Consider the following 20,415-nt stretch of genomic DNA (forward strand, 5'->3'; position numbering starts at 1 on the left):
GGGCCATGCTCAGCCCTGCCGATAAGGCAGGGCCGTGCGCGCCTCTTCGGCATACGCCACAATCCCCACCCGCTCGCGTTCGAGGAAGTCCTCCACGGCGTTCTTCAAACCCGGATGGCGCAGGTAGTGCCATGAACGGGTGATCACCGGTTCGAACCCGCGAATCAGTTTGTGCTCGCCCTGGGCGCCAGCGTCGAAACGTTGCAAGCCGTGGGCGATGGCGTAGTCCATACCCTGGTAGAAACAGGTTTCGAAATGCAGGCGGTCGAATTCCGCCAGGCAGCCCCAGTAACGGCCGTAGAAACTGTCGCCACCGATCAGGCTGAAGGCCATCGCCACCGGCCGCGCGCCTTGCTTGGCCAGCACTACGCGGATGGCCTCGGGCATGCGTTCGGCCAGCAGGCTGAAAAAGGCACGGGTCAGGTACGGCGATTGGCGACGCACCGCATAGGTATTGGCGTAGCAGGCGTAGACAAAATCCCATTGCGCCTCGCTCAACTCGTGGCCCTGCAGCCATTCGAAATCGATACCCTGCCCCGCCACTTGTTCGCGCTCCTTGCGCATCTGTTTGCGCTTGCGCGAACTCAGGGCGTCGAGGAAATCCTGGAAGTCGCGATAGCCGCGGTTCTGCCAATGAAACTGGCAGCCCAGGCGCTGCATCCAGCCCGGTTGCAGGGCCAACGCCTCGTCGGCCAATGCATCGGTGAAGTTGATGTGCGCGCTGGAGAGCCCTTCGATTTCCAGGTAGCCCGGCAGGCTGTTGAGCAGTTCGAAGCCATCCTCGGCGCTCGCAGCCAATAGCCGTGGGCCGCTGACCGGGCTGAACGGCACGGCGGTGAGGAGCTTGGGGTAGTAATCGATACCGGCCCGCGCGCAGGCGTCGGCCCAGCCATGGTCGAACACGTACTCGCCGTAGGAATGCCACTTGCGATAACCCGGCAGTGCCGCCACCAGCCGATCACCCTCCCAGTGCAGCAGATGCTCAGGCTGCCAACCCGTATGCGCGCCGACGCTGGCGCTGTCTTCCAGCGCGCTCAGGAACGCATGCCGCACGAACGGTTGGGCCTGCGGCACCAGGGCATCCCAGGTATCCGAGGTGATTTCGGACAGGTTTTGCAGGCGTTGCAGCGGCATCGGCATCCTCACTACGTCGGGGCGTGAAAGCCTCGCGAGTATCGCTTATCGCCGCCCCCGGCACACCCTTAAATCGGCATGACAAGGCTCTAAAACAATAGTTCCGAAGATGAAAAAATTGTCATGTAGATGACATCACTTCGCCACTGCGTGGTCACAAACCGCCGCGATACTGACGCCTGTTTTTAGAGCGCCCGGTGCTGCCGGGCGGCTATTTTCCGTCCGTCATCGGTCGGTTGTGTCCTGGATGGTTTGCCATCCCTCCTCACTTTCGGAGATTGATATGCGTCTTGCTTCCACCAAAACTGCGGCGATCCTGTGCGGCGGCCTGTTACTGGCCCTGAGCATTCCGGCCAGCGCCGCAGTCGACGCTAAATTGCTCGACATGCTCAAGGCCAACGGCCAGATCACCGCTGCGCAGTACACCGAACTGCAAAACGAGTTGGCCAAAGACCAGAAAGAACAGCAGATCGCACGGCAAGCTCAACAAGAGACCAACGAACAAATCGCCGCCACCGCTAAAAAAACCAACGAATTGAGCAGCTTCGACCAGAAGCTGGCCTGGGCCGCCAAGACCCAGTTCAAGGGTGATGTGCGCTTCCGCCAGGAGACCATCAAGATCGATGGCGAACCCAACAACGGCGGGCGCGACAAGGACCGTCAGCGCATTCGTGCCCGTCTGGGCGCCTACACCGAGATCAACCCGCAAGTGGACACCGGTATTCGTATCGCCACCGGCGGCGGCGACGATGCGCGGTCCACCAACCAGGACCAGGATGGTTACTTCGACAAGAAGTCGATCTGGCTGGACCTGGGCTACATCGACTACCACCCCGACCAGATCAAGAACCTGCACGTGATCGGCGGCAAGATGCTGCAACCGTGGGTCAACATGGGCGACGTAATCTGGGATAGCGACATCAACCCAGAAGGCCTGGCCCTGACCTACAAGTACCCATTGGGCGGCAGCGCCGAGCTGTTCGGCAGCATCGGCAACTACAACCTCAAGGACAACGTCGACGGCGACGGCGTGCAGTTCCGCCACGACCTGCGCTTGACCGCCGGCCAATTGGGCTCGCGTTTCTCACTCACCGACAACCTGAAACTGACCGTGGGCGGCAGCGTCTACGCCTACCAGAACGACGAAGACAGCCGCTGCACCACGACCACCACGCCGTGTGCGCTGGCGGTCAACGGTAACTCGGCCAACGAAGAGTTCCGCCTGTACGAAGGCTTCAGCCAACTGGACATCGGCGGCCTGGCCGTTCCGCTGTCGCTGTATGGCCAATACGTGAAGAACAACGACGCCTCCACCGATCAGGACACCGCCTGGTTGCTGGGCGCCAAGTCCAAGGTCTTCGGCTTCAACCTGGACTACAACTACCGCGATACGCAACGTAACGCCGTGGTCGGCGCCTTCACCGACTCGGACTTCGCCAACGGCACCACCGGTTCGCGCGGCCACAAGCTCAAAGTGGGTTACGACATCGACAAGAACTTCGCGGTCGGCGCCACCTACTTCCTGACCAAGGCGGATTTCGCCAGCCGTACCCAGCGTGACGCCAACACCAACACCCTGCAGCTGGACGCAGAAGCCAAGTTCTAAAAAAGCGGCTTCGAGCGGCAAGTGGCGAGCTTCAAGGAGAAGCGTGTCACTTGCCGTTTTTCACTTGTAGCTTGCAGCTTGTCACTGCTTATTGACCCTTAAGACGCTCGGCCGCCAGCCGCTGCGCCAGGGCATCCACATCCTCAACCGGCTCTTCGGGCATGATCCTCAGCGTCGCCTGCATCAGGCGCATCTGGCGGATAAACCGGCGGCAGTTCGGGCAGAACATCAAGTGATGACGTACCAGCAGGCGCTCGCGAAAGGTCAATTGCCCATCGAGGTAGTCACTGGACCGCGCCACTTGTTCTTTACAGGTCAACATTCGCCCGTTTCCTCAAAATGCTCCACCGTAGCGAAGACTTTAAGCCGTGCTCGGTGCAACAGCACACGGACATTGGAGAGCGTGAGTGTCAGGAGATTACAGATCTCCTCCAACTCCAGGCCTTGGCGCTCGCGCAGTACCAGCACGCTGCTTTGCAGCTCAGACAAACTCAGTATCGTATGTTCCAGGCATTTGCGCAGTTCATCTTCGGTGAGCAGCGCTTCCGGCGTGTCCTGGTGCCAGGCATACGGAGCGACAGCCCAGTGACCGTCGTCGGGGCTGAAGCGATCATCGCCGATGGTGCCGTGGGGCGAAGGCAAATCATCGAGCAACACCTCGCGACGATTTTGCTTGTAGCGGCCCTTGGCGGCATTGGCGGTGATGGTCAACAGCCAGGTCTTGAGGCTGGAGCGCCCTTCGAACTTGCCCAGGTTGCGCACCACCGACAGCCAGGCGTCCTGCACCACTTCATCGGCGTGGCGCTGGCCGACGATCGCATAGGCCACCGTGCGCATGGCGCTCTGGTAGGTGGTGACCAATTCCTTGTAGGCCCGCTGCTCACCCTTGAGCAAACGTTCAAGCAGGTGCGTGTCGTCCGCTGCTGCCATTGTCTACCTCGATTTCACTCTGCAAACCCGGTTCCTGTGTGGGAGGGGTTGGGCAAGCCCTGATGCCAGTCAGTTAAGGGACAAACTCTGTATCTGTGGCGAGGGAGCTTGCTCCCTCGCCACAGGTCACTTTTTATCCCTTCAAAGCCTTAAGTTGCGGTCAGCGTTTACGCAGGATCACGCTGCCGATCGAATAGCCGGCGCCAAACGAGCTGAGTACCGCCACGGCACCCTTGGGCAAGTCATCCTGATAGGTGTGAAACGCAATCACCGAACCCGCCGAGCTGGTGTTGGCGTAAGTGTCGAGGATCACCGGGGCTTCTTCCACTGTCGCTTCGCGGCCCAGCAGTTTCTTCACGATCAGGTGGTTCATGCTCAGGTTGGCCTGGTGCAGCCAGAAGCGTTTCACATCGGCGACCTCCAGCTGGTTTTCCGCCAGGTGCACGCCGATCAGTTCGGCCACCATTGGGCACACATCGCGGAAGACTTTGCGGCCTTCCTGCACGAACAGTTTGTCCGGCGCGCCGATACCCTCTGGCGCCGCGCGGTTGAGGAAGCCGAAGTTGTTGCGGATGGTATTGGAGAACTTGGTCAGCAACTTGGTGCTCACCACGTCGAACTGATGCTCGGAGGTGGCCAGGTCGGCGCGTTCGAGCACAACCGCCGTAGCCGCATCACCAAAGATGAAGTGGCTGTCGCGGTCGCGGAAGTTCAGGTGGCCGGTGCAGACCTCGGGGTTGACCATCAGGATCGCCCGCGCCTGGCCCAGCCGGATGCTGTTGGCGGCGTTCTGGATGCCGAAGGTGGCCGAGGAGCACGCCACGTTCATGTCAAAACCAAACCCTTCGATGCCCAGGGCTTCCTGGACTTCGATGGCGATGGCCGGGTAAGCGCGCTGCAGGTTGGAGCAGGCGACGATCACGCCGTCGATGTCGGCGGCGGTCTTGCCGGCGCGCTGCAGGGCTTGTTCGGCAGCGCCGACGGCCATCTGGCAGAGTACCGACCACTCGTCATTGCTGCGCTCGGGCAGGCGCGGGGTCATGCGCTGCGGGTCGAGAATACCGTCCTTGTCCATCACAAAGCGGCTCTTGATGCCCGACGCTTTCTCGATAAAAGCTGCACTGGACTCGGTCAGCGCCTGCACGTCACCGCGCTCGATGGCGGCCGCGTTGTCTTGGTTGAACTGTTGCACATAGGTATTGAAAGACTGCACCAGCTCTTCGTTGGAGATGCTGTTGGCAGGGGTGTACAGGCCAGTGCCGCTGATGACGACGTTATGCACGGTCGTTCCTCTAGATCTGTCAGGCAGATAATATTGGTACCGTCGTACCAAACTGTAAGTAGTCCGATTCCGCGCAGCGGACATCAAACTGGCATCGCTTTATTCCATCGCGCCGCAGCCTTTTGCGACAATCCCGGTATTTATAGCGGCGAAGTTTGCCACAAACCCAGGGATTTGGCGCCCTCTCGCAGATTTGCCCATTTTAATGTGGGGGGGCTTGCTCCTGGCGCTGAAAGGGGTCAGGGCTCTACCTGGCCCCACTGCTTGCTCAAGCGCTTGTCGGAGATCGGTACCTTGGTGCCCAACTGCTGGCCAAACAACGACACCCGATATTCCTCCAGCCACCAGCGGTAGAGTTCCAACTGAGGGTCACGCTTGCCTTCCTGGGCGTGCTTGTTCAGGCGGTTCTGGTACTGCGCCCATAATCCGCTGAGTTCGCCGCTCCACACCCGGTCCTTTTGCACCTGGCCTGGCAGTTTTTCCAGGCGCAGTTCGATGGCCTTGAGGTAACGCGGCAGTTCCTTGAACCACTGCGCCGGGGTTTCGCGCACAAACCCTGGGTACACCAGGTTGCTCAATTGCTGCTTGATATCGTTGAGCGCCACGGCCTGGGCCAGGTCGATCTTGCCTTTGAAGCGCTTTTGCAGGCCGTGCCAGAGTTTCAGCACCTCCAGGGTCAGGCGCGCCAGGCGTTCGGCATGCTCGGTCCAACTGCCACGCTTGCGTTCGGCCAAGGCGGCCAGGCCCGCGCCGTCACGCGGCAGGCTGGTTTCGCCTTCCAGCACGCAGGTGTCGAGGCTGGCCAGCAGAATGTCTTCCACCAGCGCGTCGATACGCCCCAATTCGCGGTACATCAGGCCCAACTCAGTGAGGCCGGGCAATTTGCCACGCAGGAACTTGGCCGGCTCCGCCAATTGCTGCATCAGCAAGCGTTGCAAGGCACGGCGATGTTGAAACTCAGCCTCGGCGGCAGTAGAGAAACGCCCTTCCTTGACCGTACCGTTTTCTTCCACCAGCGCCGGATACACCGTCATCGACAGACCGGCGATGTTCTGCTGGGTCTTCTCGGCTACCGCCGCGAACGCCTTGGCCTGCACCGGTTGCTGGCTTTTCGCGGTTTGCGGCACGGCCAACGCGGCTTGGCTGGCTTCGGCGAAACGCGCGGTCAGCTCAGCCAGGTCGCGGCCTTCGCCAAGGAACTTGCCTTGGGCGTCGACCACTTCCAGGTTCATCTTCAGATGGTTTTCCACCTGCTGCGCCGCTTCGGCCCAGGCTTCATCGCTGACCCGCGCGCCCGTCATGCGCAGCAATTCGCGGCCCAGCGCCTGGGGCAGCGAGCCCTGGGCGAATTCGATGCGTTGCAGCGCGGCCTTGATAAAGTCCGGCACTGGCACGAAGTTCTTGCGCAGCGCCTTGGGCAGGTTACGCACCAGGGCGATGCACTTGGCTTCGATCAGCCCCGGCACCAGCCACTCCAGGCGCTCCGGCGGCAGGGCCGGCAGCAACGGCGCCGGTACGCGCAGGGTTACGCCATCGCGCGGGTGGTTGGGCTCGAAATGGTAGCTGAGCGCCAGGGCCAGGTCGCCCAGGTGCAGGGTGTCCGGGTAATGCGCGGCGGTGACTTCACTGGCTTCGCGGGCCAGCACGTCTTCCTCGCGCATGATCAGCAACTGCGGGTCTTTCTGGCTGTTGACCTTGTACCAACTGTCGAAGGTCGCGGTCTGGTGGATCTCCGCCGGCAAGCGCGCGTCGTAGAAGGCGTACAGGGTTTCTTCGTCGGCCAGGATGTCGCGGCGGCGCGCCTTGGCTTCCAGTTCGTCGAGCTGTTCCAGCAACTGCTGGTTGGCCGTGAGGCACCTGGCCCGCGATTGGATTTCGCCGCGCACCAGCCCTTCGCGGATAAACAGCTCACGAGACACCACCGGGTCAATTGGCCCGTAATGCACCGGCCGGCGCCCGACCACGATCAGCCCGAACAGGGTGATCTGCTCAAAGGCGACCACTTGGCCGCGCTTCTTTTCCCAATGCGGTTCGAAGTGGTTTTTCTTGATCAGGTGCCCGGCCAGCGGTTCGATCCAGTCGGCATCGATCTTGGCCACCATGCGCGCATACAGCTTGGTGGTCTCCACCAGCTCGGCGGTCATCAGCCATTGCGGGCGCTTTTTGCCGATGCCCGATGACGGGTGAATCCAGAAACGCCGCTGACGCGCGCCGAGGTAATCGCCGTCTTCGGTTTTCTGGCCGATCTGGCTGAGCAGGCCCACCAGCACCGCCTTGTGCAGTTTCGGGTAATCCGCCGGTTCTTTGTTGAGGGTCAACTGCATGTCGCGGCAGATCAGGCTCAACTGGCGATGGGAGTCGCGCCACTCGCGCAGGCGCAAGTAGTTGAGGAAATTCTTGCGACACCAATTGCGCAGCGGGCTGGCGGTCAATGCCTGGCGCTGTTCCTCAAAGCCGCGCCACAAGTTGACCAGCCCGGCGAAATCCGAATCCGGGTCCTTCCACTGGGCGTGGGCCTGGTCGGCGGCCTGCTGACGCTCCGGCGGGCGCTCGCGTGGGTCCTGGATCGACATGGCGCTGGCGACGATCAGCACTTCCTGCAAACTGCCGAGCTTGGCGGCTTCGAGCAGCATGCGGCCCATGCGCGGGTCCACCGGCAGGCGCGCCAGTTGGCGGCCCAACGGCGTGAGCTGGCTGTTGCGGTCGACCGCCGAGAGCTCTTGCAGCAGGTTGAAACCGTCGCTGATGGCTTTGCCGTCCGGCGGTTCGATAAACGGGAAATCGGTGATCTCGCCCAGGCGCAGGTGCAGCATCTGCAGGATCACGGCTGCGAGGTTGGTGCGCAGGATCTCCGGGTCGGTAAATTCCGGGCGCCCGATAAAGTCTTCTTCGCTGTACAAACGGATACAGATGCCCGGCTCGACCCGGCCGCAACGGCCTTTACGCTGGTTGGCGCTGGCCTGGGAAATCGCCTCGATCGGCAGGCGCTGCACCTTGGCGCGATAGCTGTAGCGGCTGATGCGCGCAGTGCCGCTGTCGATCACATAGCGAATGCCCGGCACGGTCAGCGAGGTTTCCGCGACGTTGGTCGCCAGCACCACACGGCGGCCCGGGTGGGACTGGAAAATCCGCTGCTGCTCGGCCGGTGACAGGCGCGCGTACAGCGGCAAAATCTCGGTGTGCTTGAGCTGGGCCTTGCGCAGCATCTCGGCGGCGTCACGGATCTCGCGCTCGCCCGGCAAAAACACCAGCACATCGCCGGGGCTGCGTCGCTCACTGCGCTCATAGGCGGCGATTTCGTCGAGGGTGGCAAGGATCGCCTGGTCAACGGTCAAGTCGTCTTCGACGCGGTTGCCCTCCTCGTCCTGTTCCAGGGTCAGCGGGCGGTACCAGGTGTCCACCGGGAAGGTGCGGCCAGAGACCTCGACAATCGGCGCATCGTCAAAGTGCTTTGAAAAGCGCTCAAGATCGATGGTCGCCGAGGTGATGATGACTTTCAGGTCCGGACGCCGTGGCAGCAGGGTCTTCAGATAGCCCAGCAGGAAGTCGATGTTCAGGCTGCGTTCGTGGGCTTCGTCGACGATGATCGTGTCGTAGCGTTCCAGGTAACGGTCGTTCTGGGTTTCCGCCAGCAGGATGCCGTCGGTCATCAGCTTGATCAGGGTGTTGGAATCGCTCTGGTCTTCGAAGCGCACTTGATAGCCGACCAGCGCACCGAGCGGTGTGGCCAGCTCTTCGGCCACCCGGCTGGCGACGCTGCGCGCGGCGATTCGGCGTGGCTGGGTGTGACCAATCAGGCCGTACTGGCCGCGGCCGATCTCCAGGCAGATTTTCGGCAACTGGGTGGTTTTACCCGAGCCGGTTTCGCCGGCAATGATCAGCACCTGGTGCTTTTGCAGCGCCGCCTTGATCTCGTCGCGCTTGGCCGCAATCGGCAGGCTGTCGTCGTAACGGATCACTGGCAGGCTCGCGCGCCGCGCCGTGACCTGAGCACAGGACGCCTGCATGCGCGTCACCCAGTGCGCCAGCTTCTCCTCGTCGGGTTTCTTGCGCAGCTCAAGCAACTGCCGGCGCAAGCGCTGGCGGTCGGCGAGCATGGCGTGATCGAGGTTTTTGAGCAGTTGGTCGATAGTGGGTGCTTGGTCAGTCATCAGGTACTTTGAAGGTCAGCTGTTTATGCACGGCCGGCAAGTGTGGCAGAAAAGCAGTGGCTAGCGTCAAGCTTCAAGCTGCAAGGAAGATCACCACCGCTTTTACTTGCAGCTTGAAGCTCGACGCTTATCGCTGCTCTTTCCTGCGATACGGGAACACGTCGATCACCTTGCCGGCGCGAATCGCGTCTTGCAGGCTTTTCCAGTAATCGGCGTTGTACAACTCGCCATGCAACTCATCGAACAGCTTGCGCTGGCCGGCATCGGCAAACAGGAACGGCGGGAATTCTTCCGGGAACACGTCCAGCGGGCCAATGGAGTACCAGGGTTCGGAGGCCATTTCGTCCTCCGGAGTACGCGGCGCGGGGATATGGCGGAAGTTGGCTTCGGTGAGAAAACAGATCTCGTCGTAGTCGTAGAACACCACGCGGCCGTGGCGGGTGACGCCGAAGTTCTTGAGCAGCATGTCGCCGGGGAAGATATTCGCCGCCGCCAGTTGCTTGATTGCCAGGCCGTAGTCTTCCAGGGCTTCGCGCACCTGCGCGGGGTTGGCGTTGTCGAGGTAGAGGTTGAGCGGGGTCATGCGCCGCTCCGTCCAGCAGTGGCGAATCAGCACGGTGTCGCCCTCCACTTCGACCGTGCCGGCGGCGACTTCCAGCAACTCGGCCAGGCACTCGGGCTCGAACTTGCTCAAGGGAAAGCGGAAATCGGCGAACTCCTGGGTGTCGGCCATGCGCCCGACGCGGTCGACGCTTTTGACCAGTCGGTACTTCTCGATCACCGTGGCGCGGTTGACGTTTTTCGACGGTGAGAAACGGTCCTTGATGATCTTGAACACGGTGTTGAAGCCCGGCAGGGTAAACACGCTCATGACCATGCCGCGCACCCCAGGGGCCATGATGAATTGATCGTCGGTGGTCGCCAGGTGGTTGATCAGCGCACGGTAGAACTCCGACTTGCCGTGCTTGTAAAAGCCGATGGAGGTGTACAGCTCGGCGATGTGCTTGCCCGGCAGGATGCGCTTGAGAAAGCCGATGAATTCGGCCGGCACAGGCACATCGACCATGAAATAGGAACGGGTGAACGAGAAGATGATCGACACCTCGGCTTCGTCGGTGATCAACGCATCGATCTGGATGCCCTGCCCTTCGCGGTGCAGCAGCGGGATCACCAGGGGCCATTGTTCGTCGCGGGTGTAGATGCGTCCTACGAGGTAGGCGCCCTTGTTGCGGTACAGCACCGAGGCAAACAGCTCGACCTTGAGGTCCGGGTCCTTGCAGACCCAGTCCGGCAGGTTCTCGCGCAGTTGCGCTTCGAGGCGTTGCAGGTCGGCGCTCAAGTCGGCATAGGGCTCGCTGAAACTGAAGTCCGCAAAGATCTGCGCCAGCATGCCTGGGATATTGCCGGCCGGCGCATACGTGCGGGTCTGCGCCGCCCGCGCCCGGCGCAGGCTTGGCCGGGTGGTGTGAATGAACATGCAGCCGTCGCTGATCAGGTCATGGCTGAACAGCCCGCAGAAGATCGAGTTGTACCAGGTCTCGGACAGCTCATCGTCAAAGCGCAGGTCGATCAGGCCGATGTAGGCGCTTTTCACCAGCGGCCAGGCATCGATGTCCAGCAACAGCGCGACATCGAAACCGGCGCGCAGGCGCGTGGTCACCTCAAGGACTTTCTCCTCATACAGGTTGATACGCGCCGCCGATGCCGCCTGCCCCTGCTGCCACTGAGCCTTCTCGAAACGCTCGCGGGCGCCGTCGGTGATCTGGCGGAAGTGCTCACGGTAATCGTCGAAACCATCGAGGATCATCCGGGCAATGGCGAGGGCGGACTGCGGCATGCGGGAAACCTCGAACGGGCATCGGGAAGCCCTGAGCTTAGCCAGTACAGGCATAGGTATCTACACAATTTCTAACAGCTGAAACGCCTCTCTGTGGTGAGCGGGGCTTGTCCCGCGCGGGACAAGCCCCAACGCCGATCAGTTAAGCGAACGCAATGCTCAAAGCAACAAAGATCAAAGGTGGGAGGGGGCTTGCTCCCGATAGCGGTGGGTCAGAGACTTAAATATCAACTGACCCACCGCTATCGGGAGCAAGCCCCCTCCCACAGGGGATCTGCGCTTAACTGACTGGCTTGTTAGGTAAAGCCCGCTCACCACAACAGCCCATTCGCCATAGATTTTTCGTTCACCGGGAATTGTGTAGAGGCCTAAGCCCGTACCGGTGGGCAGGAGAAGGACGATTTTTCGTGGCGTCTTTTACAACATCGCTCAGTTCTTACATTTATTTTCAATTTTGATAAGTCGACCAAGCGGTCAATAAATACGCGCGCCAGTCGCCTCGGCGTTTACCTGTACGCCGCTGGACGCTTGGCCTGGCCGGTTAAACACAGGCAACCACTTGCTCGGTCGAACACCCTCCCCCGCGCGCACTTTGGATCCAACTAAGGGAAACCCTGATTACCACATTAATGGCACTTTGATATACAGCGCGCCCTCTCCCGCCCTGACAAGGTCAAAAGACCGACCCGGGAGCAGGTTCTAATCGCACAAGGAGCATTGAGATGTCATTCAGGAATATGCGGATCGGCCTGCGCGCCAGTCTGAGTTTTGCAGTGTTGGCCAGTCTGCTGGTGATGGTGGGGGTGTTTGCCCTGGGCCAGATGGCCAAGCTGCGCGAAAGTGCGCTGATCATTGAAAAGAACTGGATGCCAAGCATCGAGAACATCCACGACAGCGCAGCCCTGGTGGCCACGGTCCGCCTGGAGTCCCTGCGCATGGTGAGCACCGACGAATCGCGGGTGCGTGACACCAGCCGAGGCTTGATCACCCGCACCGGGAGCGAACTGCAAGCCTTGCTCGACCGGCACGAAGCCTTGCTGAGCAACGACGAAGAACGCGAGCTGCTGAAAACCCTCAAGCGCAATGTGGCGACCTACCTCGCCATCGTCGGCCAGATGACCGCGCTGGTGGACAAAGACCAGCAACAGGACGCCCTCGACCTGCTGGTCAGCCGCCTTGCCCCCCAAGGGACGATCCTCAGCCAGAGCCTGGAAGGCCTGATCGCCTTCAATCAGAACGGCGTCGAAACCGCCGCGGATTCAGCCGCGCAGACGTACGCAAACGCGCAGTGGATCGTCGGCCTGATCATCGTTACCGCACTGCTCGCCACCTTGCTGCTGGCCTGGCTGCTGACCCGCAGCATCACCGCGCCCATCGGCCAGGCCCTGAGCGTGGCGCGCACCATCGCCGCCGGTGACTTGAGCCAGCCGATCAAGGTGCAGGGCAACGACGAACCGGCCCAACTGCTCGGCGCCCTGGCCAGCATGCAAGCGCAGTTGCAGAGCACCATCCGTGGCATCAGCGAATCCGCGCAGCAACTGGCCTCGGCCGCCGAAGAGATGAGCTCGGTGATGGACCAGAGCACCCGTGGCCTGCAGGCGCAGAACGATGAAATCGAACAGGCCGCCACCGCCGTCAACCAAATGAGTGCCGCCGTGGACGAGGTGGCGGGCAACGCCGTGTCCAGCGCCGAAGCATCCCAGGCCTCGGACGAAGACAGCAAGCACGGCCACTACCAGATCAGCGAAACCATCACCTCGATCCAGAACCTGGTGGACGAAGTGCTCGGTGCCTCGAACAAGGCCGAAGGCCTGGCGGTACAGGCACAGGACATCAGCAAGGTGCTGGAAGTGATCCGCGGCATCGCCGGGCAAACCAACCTGCTGGCCCTCAACGCCGCGATTGAAGCTGCCCGCGCAGGCGAAGCCGGACGCGGCTTTGCGGTGGTCGCCGATGAGGTGCGCTCGCTCGCCCAGCGCACCCAGGACTCCACCGAAGAAATCGAACAGATGATCAACGCCATCCAGCAAGGCACCCAGGACACCGTCGACGCCCTCAACAGCAGCGCCGAACACGCCGGCCAAACCCTGCAACGCGCCAACGGCGCCGGCAACGCCCTGGAGAAGATCACCGCCGCCATCTCACAGATCAGCCAGCGCAACCTGGTCATCGCCAGCGCCGCCGAACAACAGGCGCTGGTGGCCCGCGAAGTCGACCGCAGCCTGGTGAACATCCGCGACCTGTCCACCCAGACCGCCGCCGGCGCCACCCAAACCTGCGCCGCCAGCCAGGAACTGTCACGCCTGGCGGTAGACCTCAACGGCCTGGTGACGCGGTTTATCGTGTAAACAGTGATTGTGTCGAACAGGCCGCTGGGCAACACTCGCGGCCTTATTGACACAGGACTATTCCGTGAGAGCTGTCGACACCCTGTACCTGTTGGGCCTGGCTGCCATCTGGGGCGCAAGTTTCCTGTTCATGCGCATCATCGCGCCAGAGATCGGCAGCGTGCCGACCGCGTTTTTCCGCGTTTCCATCGCCGCCGCGGGGTTGCTGGCGATGTTGGCGGTGATGCGCGTGAAATGGGATTTCCAGGGCAAATTCAAGACCGTCCTGTTGCTGGGCGTGATCAACTCCGGCATCCCCGCGACGATGTACTCCGTGGCCGCCCAGGTCCTGCCGGCCGGCTACTCGGCGATCTTCAACGCCACCACACCGCTGATGGGCGTATTGATCGGCGGGCTGTTCTTCAGCGAACGCCTCACCCCCTCGAAAGTCGCCGGCGTATTCCTGGGCCTGCTCGGCGTCGGCGTACTGACCCGCGCCGGACCGGTAGCGTTTGACCTGGAATTGTTGATGGGCGCACTCGCCTGTTTGCTGGCGACCACCTGCTATGGCTTTGCCGGATTCCTGGCACGGCGTTGGCTGGACCAGCGTGGCGGGCTGGACAGCCGGCTATCGGCGCTGGGCAGCATGCTCGGCGCGACGCTGTTTCTGCTGCCGCTCTTCGCCTACAGCGCCATCAGCCACCCGCCCGCGAGCTGGGGCGGGTGGCAGGTGTGGACGTCGTTACTGGGGTTGGGGTTGGTGTGTACGGCGCTGGCGTACGTGCTGTACTTCCGGCTGCTGACGGCAATCGGACCGGTGAAGTCGATGACCACGACGTTTTTGATCCCACCGTTTGGGGTGTTGTGGGGGGCTTTGTTGTTGGGGGAGCCGTTGTCGATGGCGCATGTGTATGGCGGGGTGTTGATTGGGGGGGCGTTGGGGTTGGTCTTGGGGGTGGGGAAACTGGCCAAGGCGCGGTAGGGGCGTGATGCCCCTACCGCGTTGCAAGCTTCAGCTTTTACGGAAAACAAACACCAGGCCGATGATGATCAAGCCCATCCCCAGCAGGCTCAGCAGCGCAAGCCGGTTGCCGAAGATCAGGTAATCCATCACCGCCGTCACCGCCGGCACCAGGTAAAACAGGCTGGTGACATTCACCAGATTGCCTCGTGCAATCAGGCGGTACAGCAACAGCGTCGCCAGCAAGGACACCACCAACCCCATCCACAACACCGGCAGGTAAAAGCTGGCGGTGTGTTCAAAATGGAAGGGCTGGAACGGCACAAACACCGAGCACAGCAGCAGCCCGGCCAGGTACTGCACCGGTAAAGTACCCAAAGGGTTGTCGGTGATACGCTTTTGCATGATCGAGCCGAAGGTCATGCTCGCCAGCGCCAGCAGGCCGAACAGCATGCCGGCCAGGGACATCCCGGACAACCCGATGCCTTGGTAGACCACCATGATCAACCCGGCCAACCCCAGCGCCAGGCCGAACAAACGACTTAACGAACGCTGACGCTCCACCAGCACAACCGTCAGGATCGGCTGCACGCCCATGATGGTTGCCATCACGCCGGGCGTCACTTTGAGGTCCAGGGCCAGCAGATAGAAAATCTGATACGCCCCCAACAGCACCCACCCGGTCGCCGCCGCATACAACATAGGTTTGCCGGGGCGAGGCAGTTTCAGCTTGAGGACCGGTACCAGAATCACCAGGCCTGCCAAAGCGATGGCAAAACGGATCAACAGAAAGGCAAAGGGCGAAGCGTGGGCCAGGCCCAACTTGGAGAAAATCGCCCCGCTGCTCCACAGCAGTACAAACAGGCTCGTCGAGGCCGCCGCGGCCACGGATTGTTTCGAAAGAACAGACATGAATACCACCTGTCATCAGGCAAAAAGCCAATTCAGCTCAGTAAGGCTGAAACTCAGTAGGTTTTTTCAGGCGGGCACAGGGGAACAGCGAGTCGCTGATCAGCCCGAAATGCCAACACCCGGCGGTGATACGACTGCGTACACCGGCATGCCACTGACAGGAGGGGGGTAGTGACTGATCTGCGCAGGCTGCTTATTCCCGCACGGCACGACCACAGCGTTAACCGCTGGATCGACTACCGCTATGCGAGGAGAAGCAGGCATGGGCTGATCTTGTGTGAAGGGATGGAGAAGCGCCGACTATAACCAGCCTTCGACCTATTGTGCAATCACCCGCGCAGTGGTCCGTTCGCGTGGAGGAGTTTTCATTTTGAGGCAAACACACGGTCGTTATAATGCCGACCGGTTTTGATCCAAGGATTTTACATGCTCGCTCTGCCCTGGCTGTACCTGGCGCTTCTCTCCATTGGCTATGTACTGGCCTTGACCTACGGGCAACTCGGCGCGCTCGCGGCGGTCTCTGTCGCCCTGCTGCTGATTGCCGGCTACGCGGTGCGCCGGCAGCGCACGCCTTGGGCGCGTTACCTCGGCCATGGACTGTTCATCGTATTGGCCCTGGGGCTGGCGATGCACTGGCTGCCGGGTTTCTACAATGGCCGTGCGATTGACCCGCAGCGCTTTACGCCTGACGCCGTACCGTTCTCGATGTACCTGAACCAGGACAAACCGCTGATTGGCTTTTGGCTGCTGCTGGCCTGCCCGTGGATCGTGGCGCGGCGCTCATTGCGCCTGACACTCTGCGTCACGGCGCTGGCTTTGAGCCTCACGGCCATCGTCGCATTGGGCGGTGCCGTATTGCTGGGGATTACCAGCTGGGCCCCGAAATGGCCGGAACAGGCGTGGATCTGGGTGCTCAACAACCTGCTGCTGGTGACGTTGGTGGAGGAGGCGTTGTTTCGTGGCTACATCCAGGGCGGGTTGAGCCGGCGCTTCAAGCAACTGCCTTATGGGGAAAACCTGGCACTGCTATTGGCCTCACTGTTGTTTGGGCTGGTGCATGTCAGCGCTGGGTGGCAGTGGACGTTGTTGGCTGGAATTGCCGGGGTTGGGTACGGGTTGGCGTACCGGTTTGGCGGGCTGGGCGCGGCGGTGATGACACATTTCGGAGTGAATTTGCTGCATTTTGGCTTGTTTGTGTATCCGATGCTGGCTTGAAAAAAGTAAGCGCTCCAAGAACTGGCGCAAAGATGTCGCAATTCGCAAAAACAACAATAAAAACAAACAAAACCAATAAAAAAATGTATTTTACATAGATATATCGATAATTTCGCAAAATGCGACAAGGCTCAAAAATGTCTAATCCCGGCTTTCTCGGTCTTGATGCGGTCCAGGTATGGAACACGCAGTCGGCTTACCAGCATCTTCAAGGGACTCAACAGGCCGATACCAAGCGCACTGCAGAGCGGCGCCTTCATGAGATCGGCCTCTTGCCCCCAGAGTTGACCGTCCACAACCTGGAGGATGAACTGGGACGCCCGCCGACCCACTCCGTCCTCACCTGGGATATCGACAGGGCCCGAGCCAAGCGCAGACTGGTGATATTCGCGCAACTGTGGCGCACAGTTGACGGGCAAGAATTCCTGCACGCCAACGATGCACGAGGTGCGCGCTACTGGCTGCCTCTGGGCACCGAACCGCTCGATGCCGACGGGCTGCTCAACGCCCTTCAACGCTTGCAAACGCATATATCCAAATACATCGTCGTTTTTCCAGGTGGACGCCTCACCGGCCTCTGCAGGCAACTCGCCGCTCCCGCAAACGTGGAGTTCGGGTTGCTGAGCTATGCGCCTGTGTTGGATGAACCTACAACCAACCCACTGCACACCCACGCGACGCGCCTTGCTCCGCATCTCAAACGGCTTGAATCAGAAAGCGTGCAAATCATCCGTGAAGCGGTGGCCGAATCGGAAAACCCGGCCATGCTTTATTCCATGGGCAAAGACAGCGCAGTCATGCTGCACTTGGCCCGTAAAGCCTTTTATCCCTCGGTGCCGCCCTTCCCGCTACTCCATGTGGACACACGCTGGAAGTTTCAGGAAATGTATATGTTCCGCGACCTCATGGCGCGTGAGAGCGGCATGGACCTGCTGGTGCACGTCAACCCAGAGGCGATCAGTAAAGATATCAACCCCTTCGACCATGGCAGCGCGTTGCACACCGACCTGACCAAGACCGAAGGCCTGAAGCAAGCCCTGGATAAGTACAAATTTGACTTGGTGTTTGGTGGTGCCCGCCGCGATGAAGAGAAATCCCGGGCCAAGGAGCGTGTGTTTTCGTTCCGCAGCAAAACCCATCAATGGGACCCCAAAAACCAGCGCCCCGAGGTATGGAACCTCTACAACACCCATAAAAACCCTGGCGAGAGCATTCGCGTATTTCCGCTGTCCAACTGGACAGAACTCGACATCTGGCAATACATCCACCAGGAAAACATCCCATTGGTTCCTCTGTATTTTGCAAAACAACGGCCCGTCGTCATCCGCAACGGTGTGGCACTCATGGTGAATGACTCACGCATGAAACTGCTGCCGAACGAAAAAATCGAAGCGCGCAACATCCGCTTTCGTACGCTAGGCTGCTACCCACTGACCGGCGCGGTCGAGTCGAACGCCCTCACCGCCGCCGATGTCATCCTGGAACTGCTGGGCTCCACCCACTCCGAGCGCCAAGGCCGAGCGATTGACAGCGACTGCGCCTCCAGCATGGAAAAGAAAAAAAAGGAGGGCTACTTCTGATGGCACTCGACATACCTGCGCTTACCGCCCCTGCAACCATCGACGATTATCTCGCCCTACAGCGTGATCAGGACCTGCTGCGCTTCATCACCTGCGGCAGCGTGGACGACGGCAAAAGCACGCTGATCGGGCGCTTGCTGTGGGATGCCCAACAGCTGACGGACGATCAACTGACGACACTCCAGGCCGATTCAAAAAAACACGGCACCCAGGGCAAGGATCTCGACTTTGCACTCCTCGTCGATGGCCTGTCCGCAGAACGTGAACAAGGCATCACCATCGATGTCGCTTACCGCTTCTTCTCCACCGCCAAACGCAAATTCATCGTCGCCGACACCCCGGGCCACGAGCAGTACACGCGCAATATGGTGACCGGCGCATCCACCGCCGATGTGGCGGTGATTCTGATCGACGCCCGCCAGGGCGTACTCACGCAAACGCGACGCCACGCCTACCTGGTGTCATTGATGGGCATTCGTCAGGTGGTGTTGGCCATAAACAAAATGGACCTGATCGGATTCGACGAAACGGTTTTCCGCCAGATTACCGACGAGTTCCGTGAGTTTTCGCAAAGCCTGGGCTTCGAAACGATCGTCCCGATCCCACTCAGCGCGCTCAAGGGTGACAACATCACCCAACGCTCCACCCATACCCCCTGGTACAGCGGCCCAACCCTGATGGGTTGCCTGGAAACACTGGAGATCCCTTCACCTGAATCCGAGCGCTTGGTATTCCCGGTGCAATGGGTCAATCGACCGGATGCCTCCTTCCGAGGCTTCAGCGGCTCGATTGCCGAAGGAAAGGTCCGCGTCGGCGACAACGTGCGCGCCAGCCTGTCCGGTCAGACATCCACGGTCACCGAGATTATCGGCATGAACGGCTCGATGCCGTCCGCCAGCGCCGGAGACGCCATTACCCTGAAATTGAACAAGGAAATCGACGTCTCGCGCGGCGACATACTTTCCTTGAGCCAGAGCCCGCTGGAAGTCACCGACCAGTTTGAAGCGGTGCTGATCTGGATGGACGAAGAGGCTGGCCTGAACGGCCGCAGTTACGACATCAAGTTGGCGACACAGTGGGCATCCGTCTCCATCACCAACATCAAATACCGCATCGACACCAACACCCTTGCCCGTGACGCCAGCAGGCACCTCTCGCTGAACGACATCAGCGTATGCACCCTGGCCACCAGCAAGCCCTTGGTATTCGACAGCTACCAACACTCCAGAGCCCTGGGAAGCTTCATCCTCGTCGACCGCGTCACCCACGCCACCGTCGCGGCGGGGATGATCACTCACAGCCTGCGCCGCGCGCAGAACGTACACCGACAGGCGCTCTCGATCACACGGGAAGATCGCGAAAAACTGAATGGCCACAAAGGCAAAGTCATCTGGTTCACCGGCTTGTCAGGGTCAGGCAAATCAACCCTGGCCAATGCGCTGGAACTGGAACTGCACGCCAGGGGCCACCGCACCTACATCCTCGACGGCGATAACGTACGCCAAGGCCTGAACAGAGATTTGGGGTTTACCGACGCCGACCGCGTGGAAAACATCCGCCGTATTGCCGAAGTGGCAAAACTGATGATGGATGCAGGGCTTATCGTGTTGACGGCGTTTATCTCGCCTTTCAGGAGAGAACGGCAGATGGCGAAGGAGCTGATTGGCGAGGATCGGTTTGTCGAGGTGTATGTGAGTACGTCACTTGAAGTGTGCGAAGAGCGGGATGTGAAGGGGTTGTATAAGAAGGCAAGGGCTGGGCAGTTGCCTAATCTTTCGGGGGTGGGGAGTCCTTATGAAGCGCCCGTTGAAGCTGATCTTGAAATTGATACTGCGCAAACTGACCTCGAACAGGCACTCTCCAAACTGTCGGATATCATCAAATAAAGATGTCACACAGCTTTAACAACGCCTACCCTGCGGGTGGCAGGGTAGGCGTCGTTCAGTTCATTAATATCTGCAATCATTAACGACAGAAGCTCACAACCGACTCAAGGTCAGTTATGCATGCGGCTTGGCCAGAGTTCAATCAGCCTTTGTTAGCCTGAATTTTAAACTTTGTTGGCGAGGTGCAGTTGTAGCGGACGTTGCCTTCCTGCTGAATCACTTTGATCGAGTAAGTACCTGCTTCCAGCTTGCTGATGTCTAGCTTGCCAACAAAGCCCGACATCGCCAAGTCAGGTTTGTTCAAGGCACTTGCAACATCCGGACGAGGGGCACGTGTGACCGGCGAAGTCAGAACAACGTCGTTCTTTGCGTTGATAATTTGCAAGGTTACATCTTTCGGGACGGTGCCAGCGACGACATTGTAAGCCCAGCCCCACGGCTCAAAAGGAACATTTGCAAGGACTTGTGCGCCCGAAACAGGAGCGTCCAGCGAGCATGAGTTGTTGGAGGCAACATCTTTCATCTTGTCTGCATCACAGCCTGCAAGAAGACCGAGAAGAGCAACAGCCGGTAGGTAGAGCGTACGCATAAATC

Annotated in this window: 14 protein-coding genes; 6 read left to right on the top strand and 8 right to left on the bottom strand. The window is 60.3% G+C overall.

Going from position 1 to position 20,415, the window contains the following annotated elements; all coding sequences use genetic code 11:
* Positions 1 to 9 precede the first annotated feature (9 nt).
* Positions 10 to 1,134, bottom strand: a complete 1,125-nt coding sequence (locus PSH66_RS21475; protein WP_305427612.1) for a GNAT family N-acetyltransferase — start codon at positions 1,132 to 1,134, stop codon at positions 10 to 12.
* 283 nt (positions 1,135 to 1,417) lie between these two features.
* Between PSH66_RS21475 and PSH66_RS21480 the strand changes: the two genes are divergently transcribed.
* Positions 1,418 to 2,740: a putative porin gene (locus PSH66_RS21480; protein ID WP_003175425.1), complete on the top strand. Its 1,323-nt coding sequence runs from the start codon at positions 1,418 to 1,420 to the stop codon at positions 2,738 to 2,740.
* 88 nt (positions 2,741 to 2,828) lie between these two features.
* Here PSH66_RS21480 and PSH66_RS21485 read toward each other — a convergent pair whose 3' ends face one another.
* From PSH66_RS21485 to aceK, 5 genes are all read right to left on the bottom strand, one after another.
* Positions 2,829 to 3,062 (bottom strand): anti-sigma factor, encoded by a 234-nt coding sequence (locus PSH66_RS21485; protein ID WP_003175426.1) that lies wholly within the window; start codon positions 3,060 to 3,062, stop codon positions 2,829 to 2,831.
* Positions 3,056 to 3,670: an RNA polymerase sigma factor gene (locus tag PSH66_RS21490; RefSeq protein WP_305427613.1), complete on the bottom strand. Its 615-nt coding sequence runs from the start codon at positions 3,668 to 3,670 to the stop codon at positions 3,056 to 3,058. The genes PSH66_RS21485 and PSH66_RS21490 overlap by 7 nt, the downstream gene beginning before the upstream one ends.
* Before the next feature lie 160 nt (positions 3,671 to 3,830).
* Complete coding sequence (locus PSH66_RS21495; RefSeq protein ID WP_003175428.1) at positions 3,831 to 4,952, bottom strand: beta-ketoacyl-ACP synthase III; 1,122 nt, start codon at positions 4,950 to 4,952, stop codon at positions 3,831 to 3,833.
* 239 nt (positions 4,953 to 5,191) lie between these two features.
* Entirely contained in the window at positions 5,192 to 9,103 is a 3,912-nt protein-coding gene (gene hrpA / locus PSH66_RS21500; protein ID WP_305427614.1) for an ATP-dependent RNA helicase HrpA, read from the bottom strand.
* A 127-nt stretch (positions 9,104 to 9,230) separates the two neighbouring features.
* A complete protein-coding gene (aceK, locus tag PSH66_RS21505) occupies positions 9,231 to 10,940 on the bottom strand; it encodes a bifunctional isocitrate dehydrogenase kinase/phosphatase (RefSeq protein ID WP_305427615.1) in 1,710 nt (569 codons plus the stop codon).
* 722 nt (positions 10,941 to 11,662) lie between these two features.
* Here aceK and PSH66_RS21510 point away from each other — a divergent pair.
* Positions 11,663 to 13,288, top strand: coding sequence for a methyl-accepting chemotaxis protein (locus PSH66_RS21510; RefSeq protein WP_305427616.1), 1,626 nt, complete (start codon positions 11,663 to 11,665; stop codon positions 13,286 to 13,288).
* A gap of 64 nt (positions 13,289 to 13,352) precedes the next feature.
* A complete protein-coding gene (locus PSH66_RS21515) occupies positions 13,353 to 14,249 on the top strand; it encodes a DMT family transporter (RefSeq protein ID WP_078734190.1) in 897 nt (298 codons plus the stop codon).
* Positions 14,250 to 14,279: 30 nt separating this feature from the next.
* On the opposite strand, the gene PSH66_RS21520 is transcribed toward PSH66_RS21515, so the two are convergent.
* Positions 14,280 to 15,140: a DMT family transporter gene (locus PSH66_RS21520; protein WP_305427617.1), complete on the bottom strand. Its 861-nt coding sequence runs from the start codon at positions 15,138 to 15,140 to the stop codon at positions 14,280 to 14,282.
* 426 nt (positions 15,141 to 15,566) lie between these two features.
* Between PSH66_RS21520 and PSH66_RS21525 the strand changes: the two genes are divergently transcribed.
* The 3 genes from PSH66_RS21525 to cysN all read left to right on the top strand — a co-directional run bounded on the left by PSH66_RS21525 (position 15,567) and on the right by cysN (position 19,821).
* Complete coding sequence (locus PSH66_RS21525) at positions 15,567 to 16,355, top strand: CPBP family intramembrane glutamic endopeptidase (RefSeq protein ID WP_305427618.1); 789 nt, start codon at positions 15,567 to 15,569, stop codon at positions 16,353 to 16,355.
* Positions 16,356 to 16,492: 137 nt separating this feature from the next.
* A complete protein-coding gene (gene cysD, locus PSH66_RS21530; RefSeq protein WP_305427619.1) occupies positions 16,493 to 17,935 on the top strand; it encodes a sulfate adenylyltransferase subunit CysD in 1,443 nt (480 codons plus the stop codon).
* On the top strand, positions 17,935 to 19,821 hold the full coding sequence (gene cysN / locus PSH66_RS21535) for a sulfate adenylyltransferase subunit CysN (protein ID WP_305427620.1): 1,887 nt from the start codon (positions 17,935 to 17,937) through the stop codon (positions 19,819 to 19,821). The genes cysD and cysN overlap by 1 nt, the downstream gene beginning before the upstream one ends.
* 142 nt (positions 19,822 to 19,963) lie before the next feature.
* Here cysN and PSH66_RS21540 read toward each other — a convergent pair whose 3' ends face one another.
* On the bottom strand, positions 19,964 to 20,410 hold the full coding sequence (locus PSH66_RS21540) for a hypothetical protein (protein WP_305427621.1): 447 nt from the start codon (positions 20,408 to 20,410) through the stop codon (positions 19,964 to 19,966).
* Positions 20,411 to 20,415 lie beyond the last annotated feature (5 nt).

Source organism: Pseudomonas sp. FP597 (genome assembly GCF_030687435.1).
In the GTDB taxonomy this organism is placed as follows: domain Bacteria; phylum Pseudomonadota; class Gammaproteobacteria; order Pseudomonadales; family Pseudomonadaceae; genus Aquipseudomonas; species Aquipseudomonas lactucae.